The organism is Kitasatospora sp. NPDC056273, assembly GCF_042268845.1.
In the GTDB taxonomy this organism is placed as follows: Bacteria; Actinomycetota; Actinomycetes; order Streptomycetales; family Streptomycetaceae; genus Kitasatospora.
On sequence record NZ_JBHJSJ010000115.1, the window covers coordinates 1 to 6,365 of the forward strand.

General features: G+C 72.4%; 9 protein-coding genes. 3 read left to right on the forward strand and 6 right to left on the reverse strand.

Annotation, left to right across the window (positions count from 1 at the left end; translation table 11 throughout):
* Window positions 1–105: 105 nt before the first annotated feature.
* From ACFCY1_RS41210 to ACFCY1_RS41220, 3 genes are all read right to left on the reverse strand, one after another.
* Window positions 106–375: a hypothetical protein gene (locus ACFCY1_RS41210; protein ID WP_049650479.1), complete on the reverse strand. Its 270-nt coding sequence runs from the start codon at window positions 373–375 to the stop codon at window positions 106–108.
* Between the two features lie 191 nt (window positions 376–566).
* Window positions 567–911, reverse strand: a complete 345-nt coding sequence (locus tag ACFCY1_RS41215; protein WP_074004017.1) for a rodlet layer protein — start codon at window positions 909–911, stop codon at window positions 567–569.
* Window positions 912–995: 84 nt separating this feature from the next.
* Entirely contained in the window at window positions 996–1,340 is a 345-nt protein-coding gene (locus tag ACFCY1_RS41220) for a hypothetical protein (RefSeq protein ID WP_049650481.1), read from the reverse strand.
* Window positions 1,341–1,638: 298 nt separating this feature from the next.
* Here ACFCY1_RS41220 and ACFCY1_RS41225 point away from each other — a divergent pair, with 298 nt between their 5' ends.
* A complete protein-coding gene (locus tag ACFCY1_RS41225) occupies window positions 1,639–2,304 on the forward strand; it encodes a hypothetical protein (RefSeq protein WP_375877802.1) in 666 nt (221 codons plus the stop codon).
* An 82-nt stretch (window positions 2,305–2,386) separates the two neighbouring features.
* On the opposite strand, the gene ACFCY1_RS41230 is transcribed toward ACFCY1_RS41225, so the two are convergent.
* The 3 genes from ACFCY1_RS41230 to ACFCY1_RS41240 all read right to left on the reverse strand — a co-directional run bounded on the left by ACFCY1_RS41230 (window position 2,387) and on the right by ACFCY1_RS41240 (window position 3,499).
* Window positions 2,387–2,764 carry a hypothetical protein gene (locus tag ACFCY1_RS41230; RefSeq protein ID WP_147409124.1) on the reverse strand — a complete coding sequence of 126 codons (378 nt, stop codon included), beginning with the start codon at window positions 2,762–2,764 and terminating at the stop codon, window positions 2,387–2,389.
* A 112-nt stretch (window positions 2,765–2,876) separates the two neighbouring features.
* Window positions 2,877–3,146: a chaplin gene (locus ACFCY1_RS41235; protein ID WP_049650484.1), complete on the reverse strand. Its 270-nt coding sequence runs from the start codon at window positions 3,144–3,146 to the stop codon at window positions 2,877–2,879.
* Between the two features lie 110 nt (window positions 3,147–3,256).
* The gene (locus ACFCY1_RS41240; RefSeq protein WP_049650485.1) at window positions 3,257–3,499 is read right to left on the reverse strand and encodes a chaplin; all 243 of its coding nucleotides are present in this window, start codon (window positions 3,497–3,499) and stop codon (window positions 3,257–3,259) included.
* Window positions 3,500–4,070: 571 nt separating this feature from the next.
* Here ACFCY1_RS41240 and ACFCY1_RS41245 point away from each other — a divergent pair.
* A complete protein-coding gene (locus ACFCY1_RS41245; RefSeq protein ID WP_049650486.1) occupies window positions 4,071–4,310 on the forward strand; it encodes a chaplin in 240 nt (79 codons plus the stop codon).
* A gap of 243 nt (window positions 4,311–4,553) precedes the next feature.
* Window positions 4,554–6,227: an RICIN domain-containing protein gene (locus ACFCY1_RS41250; RefSeq protein WP_234348284.1), complete on the forward strand. Its 1,674-nt coding sequence runs from the start codon at window positions 4,554–4,556 to the stop codon at window positions 6,225–6,227.
* Window positions 6,228–6,365 lie beyond the last annotated feature (138 nt).

A 6,365-nucleotide genomic window follows, 5' to 3' on the forward strand; every position in this document is an offset into this window, starting at 1 on the left:
GCGGGGTCGCTCCGGAGCCCCCCCCGCCCGGGGGGCGGGGGGGCCCGCCCGGGTGGGGGAGCGGCCCGGCCTTCCCGGTTCCCGCTAGGCCGTGTCCGGCAGGCCTCAGAAGCCCACGTCGCCGGCGTGCCCGAAGCCCGCGCCGCCGCCGACCAGGTCGGTCGAGGTGGCGGCGCCGCCGCCGAAGCCGCCGGCGGCGGTGTCCCCGGCGTGGGCGAGGCCGAAGCCGCCGCCGGCCAGGAACGGCTGGTCGGCGGAGGCGACGAGCTCGCCGCCGCCGACGAAGCCCACGTGGGCGAAGGCCGGGGTGGCGGCACCGGCGAGCGCCAGTGCGGCGGCGGCGGTCAGGGCGGCCTTGGCCAGCTTGCTCTTCATGGAACTGCCCTCTCTCTGGGAGCGCCCCCACGGGCGCTCTGACACGTGTTCACATCCGGCGGTCCGGACCGGCCCGCCGCTCACCCGGCCGGACCGCGCTGCGGCGGTCGGCCGGACACTTCGTCCGCACAGCCCGGAGGGCCCGGGGAGGTGTTCCTCCCCGGGCCCTCCGACCGTGCCGTGCCCCGTGATCAGCCGATCAGGTGCGAGACACCCGCGTCGCCCGTGGACTGGGTGTTCTGGCCGACGTTGCAGATCTGCTTCGGCTGGTTGTTCAGGACCGGGACCTCGACCGGAACCGCGATGCCGATGACGGCGACCGCGATGTTGTGGACCTCCGGCAGGCAGATGTTCGGGTTGTCCAGAACGTGGCTGTTCGGGCTGCCGTTGCCGGCGGTGCCGGTGTGGTTGGTGCCGCCGTTGCCCTGGACGGAGGTGGCGGCGCCGTCCGAGTCGACGATGGCGGAGGCCGAGCCGGCGGACATCGCGAGGGCGGCGGCGGCCAGGCCGGCGGCGGCGAGGGACTTCTTGATCATTTCTGGTTTTCCTCTCGGGGTGAATCGGGGGGCGATTCGAAGGTGGAACAGCGGGTGGTGCAGGGAGATCAGGGCGGCGACCGATCAGCCGATCAGGTGGGACACGCCGCCGTCGCCCTGGCTCTGGGTGCCCTGGCCGACGGTGCAGTACTGCCGACCGCCGTTGTTGGCGATCGGGACCTCGACCGGGACTGCCACACCGAGCACGCCGACGGCGATGTTGTGGATCTCCGGCAGGCAGATGTTCGGGTTGTCCAGGAAGTGGAAGTTCGGGCTGTTGTTCCCGACCGTGCCCGTGAAGTTGGTGCCGCCGTTGCCCTCGATCGAGGCGGCGGCGCCGTCCGCGTCACCGATGGCCGAGGCCGGGCCGGCGGCACCGGCCAGCGCGGCGACGGCCAGGCCGGCGGCGGCGAAGGACTTCTGGATCATGGGAGATCCCTCTCTGAAATGCTCTTTGGATTCCTTGCGTACGGCGCTGAGAACGCTCAGACCCGGTCGGCAGTCACTGACGTTCAGATCAAAGAATGACGGCACGGAAGGTTACGGGGATTCTGGAAAAGAGTCCCGGAGGCGCGACGGTCAACGGAATCCGGTCGGATTATTAAGCCGAACCGGTTAACGGCCGCAATCCGAGCTCCCGGTCACTCGTTGAGCAGAACGCTTTCCGGCTGCGCCCCCGCAGCCGCTCCCAGTGATCCCCAGTACGGACAGCAGAACGGTGAAAAGCATGAAGTTCTCCAAGCGGGCCGGCGTGATGCTGCTGGCGGTCGGTGCCGGTGTGCTCGCCTCCCAGGGGGCGGCCTCTGCCGCCGCCCCGATCGGCCCCGACCAGGTGGGCGCCCTGGAGGACTCGCTGGCCACCCAGCAGGTCCCCGCGGACATCCCGCTCGCCCCACTGGGCAGCCGCCTCACGGCCGGCATCCCGACCTCGCTGCTCATGCCGCCGGCGCCCGGCCGGACCACCAGCTCCGACGGGGCGCTGCTCCCGGAGCAGATCGTCCCCCAGCTGACCACCGGCAAGGTTGGTCCGAGCGCCAAGGCCGAGCTGCCGCTCCCGTTGGTCGACCAGGGCGCCGACCTCGGCAAGGTGCTGCTGGACGCCCCGGCCGCGCCGCTGCACGCCAAGACCCCCGGGCTCACCCTCGGGCAGCCGCTCTCGCTCGCCCGGGACGGCGCCGGCCAGCTCGCCGACGGCCGGCTGAAGGTGGACGAGATCGACCCGCGGCTGGTCTCCGGCGCGGTGCAGGTGATCCCCGGGGCCAAGGCCAGCCTCGGCGGCGACGACAGCCGGCTCTCGCTCACCGACACGGCGGGCGCCCTGGCCGGCACCACCACCACGACCGCCACCACCGTGGTGGGGCAGACCGGCCTGACCGACCTGACCCGGCTCTGACCCCGGGATCCCATCCGGTACGAGAGCCCGGCACCCCGGCCGCGCGGCGGGATGCCGGGCTCTCGCGCGCCCGGTGGGGCGCTCAGCCCGGCAGGACGCCGGTCAGCCCGCCGACCAGCGGGAGGTCCTTGACGCCGCCGCCGGCGCTCAGCGGGCCGGTGAGCGTCCCGGTGCCGATCGCGGGCAGGCCCTGGTCCGGCTGGAGGGCCGCGCCGTTGTTGAGGAAGTCGGCCGAGGAGTTCGCCCACGGGTCCAGCCGCAGGCTCTTGATCGGCGCGACGCCGTAGCCGAGGCCGGTGGTCGTCCCGCCCAGCGCCTGGCCCAGGTCGGTCTTGGTCAGCTTGGCCGGGCCGGCCGGGGCCTCGCCCGGGGCGGTGGCGGCCTGCGCCGAACCGGCGCCGAGCAGCACCGCGGCACCCACGGCGGCGGCCAGGCCGGCCGCGCTCTTCTTCGAAACCATCGTGATCACCCTTCGGTGGATCGGAGGTACCGGACGGTTGTCCGGAGACGCCGAACTGCCCCCCGGCCGACTGGTCGGGGGGCAGGACGGCCGGTACGCGTGCCGATCGGGATCAGCAGTCGTCCGCGGGCTGCGGGACGGCCTCGACGTTGGCGCAGGCGTTGCCGAAGGCCGGGTTCAGCAGGCCGATGACGTTGATGCTGTTGCCGCACAGGTTGATCGGCACGTGCACCGGGATCTGGATCTGGTTGCCCGAGACGACACCGGGGGAGTTGGCGGCCACGCCCTCGGCGCCGGCGCTGGCGGCGGCGGAGCCCGCCGCGCCCAGCACCAGGCCGGCTGCGGCGGCGGAGAGGACGGCGGCCTTCTTCATGTTCTGCATGGGGGGTTGATCTCCTCGATCACACACGGGTGGAGCGTGCCGCGCCCCGGCGCTGCGGGGCGCGGCACGGGCTCGGTGAATCAGCTGTCGCCGACGTGGCGACCGCGGGTTCAGCCGACGTTGGCGCACTGGTTGCCGAAGGCCGGGTTCAGCAGGCCGATGATGTCGATGCTGTTGCCGCACAGGTTGATCGGGATGTGGATCGGGATCTGGATCTGGTTGCCGGAGAGCACACCGGGGGAACCGGCGGCGACGCCCTCGGCACCGGAGCTGGCGACCGCACCGCCGGCGGCGCCGAGCACCAGGCCGCTCGCGGCCAGCGACAGGACGGCGGCCTTCTTGAAGTTGCGCATGTCATTCCTCCGATTTCTGCCCGACGGAAGGGAAATGTCGGGAGTCGGGCGAGCACGAATACTCACCCGAAGGCTGTAGGGATTTCCGTGATTGTCACTCGGGCGGCGCACACCGGCGTGTTCCGCCCATGGCTCGGGCGTGGCCGCGGCCGCCGTGTCGCGGTGCCCCGCGAAGCGATTCCCGCACGGCCGGGAAAGGCTTCGGACAAAGGCGCGACGGTTGGAATTCCGGTCAGGCGTTCCGGCACGGATTGCCGGACGCCGGGTAGGGGAGGCCCGCCGCGCCGACCGAGCCGCCGGTGGCCGCGATGCCGACGACGGCGTGGGCGTGCTTGCGCATGGGCGGTACTCGATTCGTGCGTAGGGGCCGGTGGAGACCGGGTTCCATCAGGGAGAACGAGGCACCGCGGGCGGGGAAACGGTCGGACCCTCCGATCACCCGAATGCCCGGTCCGCGGCGCCGTTGGGCCGGATGGGTGACAGTGCGGGGAGCGTCGCAACCGGTCCGGTGGGGTCTCGTTCTAGATGTCGCACTCCCCGTGCATATCTGTCGAACAGTCAGGAGGCTCGTATGAGCATCAAGAAGACCGCCGCTGTCGGCGCGGCCGTGGTGGGCATCGTTGCCACCGGCGCCGGTACCGCGATGGCCAGCTCCGGCGCCCAGGGCGTTGCCGCCGGTTCCCCCGGTGTCATCTCGGGCAACCAGATCCAGGTCCCGGTGCACGTTCCGGTCAACGTCTGCGGCAACACCATCGACATCATCGGCCTGCTGAACCCGGCCTTCGGCAACAAGTGCGCCAACGTGGGCTGAGCCCGCACCCGGTTCGGCCGGTGCGAGCCGCCGTTCCGCGCTTCCCTCCTGGGGCGTGGGGCGGCGGCTCTTCGTCGTGCCGGGGCGGCGACGCACCGTCAGTTCCCGGTGGTGTCACAAGCCTTGTTGCGTTACTTGTCAGTACCTAGAATGCGAGACCTGCTCACCTTTCCTGCTCCTCTCTTGCTCCGCGCCGCTCGGCGCCCCGCCCGGGCGGCCCCCCACCCCCGCAAGGAGACGCGTGTGACCAGGTCCCCACGGTCGGCGGCGCGGCGGACACGCACCGGGTCCTCCCGGTGCGCCGCACTGCTCGCCACCGGAACCCTCCTCGCCACCCTCGGCCTGGCCGGCGCCCCCGCCGCCCTGGCCGACCCCGCCCCGGCCGCGCCCGCGGCCACCCGACCGGCCGCGGTCGTCGCCCTCGGCGACAGCGCCATCTCCGGGGAGGGCGCCGGCACCGACACCAACGACGGCTACTTCCCGGAGACGGACAGCCCCACCAACTACTGCCACCGCCACCCCAAGTCGGAGATCTTCGTCACCGACATCCCCGGGGTCACCCCGATCGACCTCGCCTGTTCCGGAGCCCAGACCGGCGACCTGGTCAGCGACCCGGAGCTGGCGAAGGTCACCGGCCCCGGCAGCGGCGACTTCGGCGAGCCCAAGCAGGACGTCAAGCTGGCCGACACGGCGGCGAAGTACGACGTCAAGATGGTCGTCGTCACGATCGGCGCCAACGACGACTTCGACTTCAGCGGCATCATGATGCACTGCCTCGCGCAGTACTTCCCGATCCCCAAGGACCAGGGCTGCCGGGACACCATCGGCAGCGACGAGATCCGCCGGCGCGCCAAGGGCGTCCAGCCCAAGGTGGTCGCGGCGCTCCAGAACATCCGTCAGACCATGCGCCGGGCCGGCTACGCCGACTCCTCGTACCAGCTGGTCTACCAGTCGTACTTCAACCCGATCACCCCGGACATCCGGCGCAACGACTACCTCGGCAAGGTCGCCGACGGCTGCCCGGCCTTCCCCGAGGACCTCGCCTGGGGCCACAACTGGGTGGTGCCGACGCTCAGCGACGCGCTGCGCGGCGCGGCCGAGCAGGTGCCCGGCGTCCGGTACCTCGACCAGCGGCGGGTCGCCTTCGGCCACGAGGTCTGCGCGGAGTGGACGAGCTCCCCGTACGAGTACACCAACGGGGACGTCATCAACCTCTCCGAGTGGGTGCGCAACGGCTGCGACTCGCAGATCGGCATCCCCGGGCTGTGCATGAACATGGTCCGCCAGTCGTACCACCTGCGGGTGGCCGGCTACCGCGGCGAGGGCGTCTGCCTCGGCCAGTTCTACGCCCGGCCGGAGCTGGCGCAGGCGTACTGCACCCTCAACCAGCAGAACACCACCTCGATCCAGCCGCTCACACCCGGACAGCCGTTCGGCGACGTCCCCGAGGACGGCGCCTGGTACCAGCTGACCAACGCGGCCAGCGGCAACGCGCTCGACCTCACCGGCGGCGGCAGCTACGGCGACTCGACCAACGGCCGGGCCGCGATCACCTATCCGGCCACCGGCGGGCTCAACCAGTCCTTCGTCCTGGAGGCGAAGGCCGGCGGCAGCTACGAGCTCGACTTCAGCGGCAACCGGAACATGTGCCTGGACGCCAACGCCGCCTCCACCGCCCCCGGCACCCGGATCCAGCAGTGGGGCTGCACCGGCGGCGGCAACCAGCACTGGGTGTTCAAGCCGGCCGGCAACGGCCGCTACAAGATCGCCGACTCCCAGGACCAGGGCAAGGTCCTGGCCGCCGGCGCCACCCTCGACGCCAAGGGCAACCCGTACGTCGAACTCGCCGCCGACACCGGCGCCGCCGACCAGCTCTGGCAGCTCACCAAGCTCGGCATCGTCTACGTCCACGGCTGATCCGCCCCGCACGTCCTGAGGCCCCGGCCGCCGCCGCCCCCCCCCCGGCGGCGGCGGGCGCGGGGCCGACCCGGCCGGGGTGGGGGGCGGGCCGGGGGGGGCGGGGGGGGGGGGCCGGGCCGGGGGGGCCCGGGGGCG

Excerpts from the sequence above, each read along its gene's own strand:
- ACFCY1_RS41225 (WP_375877802.1), top strand. The coding sequence starts at position 1,639 with ATGAAGTTCTCCAAGCGGGCCGGCGTGATGCTGCTGGCGGTCGGTGCC.
- ACFCY1_RS41235 (WP_049650484.1), bottom strand. The coding sequence starts at position 3,146 with ATGCAGAACATGAAGAAGGCCGCCGTCCTCTCCGCCGCCGCAGCCGGC.
- ACFCY1_RS41230 (WP_147409124.1), bottom strand. The coding sequence starts at position 2,764 with ATGGTTTCGAAGAAGAGCGCGGCCGGCCTGGCCGCCGCCGTGGGTGCC.
- ACFCY1_RS41215 (WP_074004017.1), bottom strand. The coding sequence starts at position 911 with ATGATCAAGAAGTCCCTCGCCGCCGCCGGCCTGGCCGCCGCCGCCCTC.
- ACFCY1_RS41210 (WP_049650479.1), bottom strand. The coding sequence starts at position 375 with ATGAAGAGCAAGCTGGCCAAGGCCGCCCTGACCGCCGCCGCCGCACTG.
- ACFCY1_RS41245 (WP_049650486.1), top strand. The coding sequence starts at position 4,071 with ATGAGCATCAAGAAGACCGCCGCTGTCGGCGCGGCCGTGGTGGGCATC.
- ACFCY1_RS41220 (WP_049650481.1), bottom strand. The coding sequence starts at position 1,340 with ATGATCCAGAAGTCCTTCGCCGCCGCCGGCCTGGCCGTCGCCGCGCTG.
- ACFCY1_RS41240 (WP_049650485.1), bottom strand. The coding sequence starts at position 3,499 with ATGCGCAACTTCAAGAAGGCCGCCGTCCTGTCGCTGGCCGCGAGCGGC.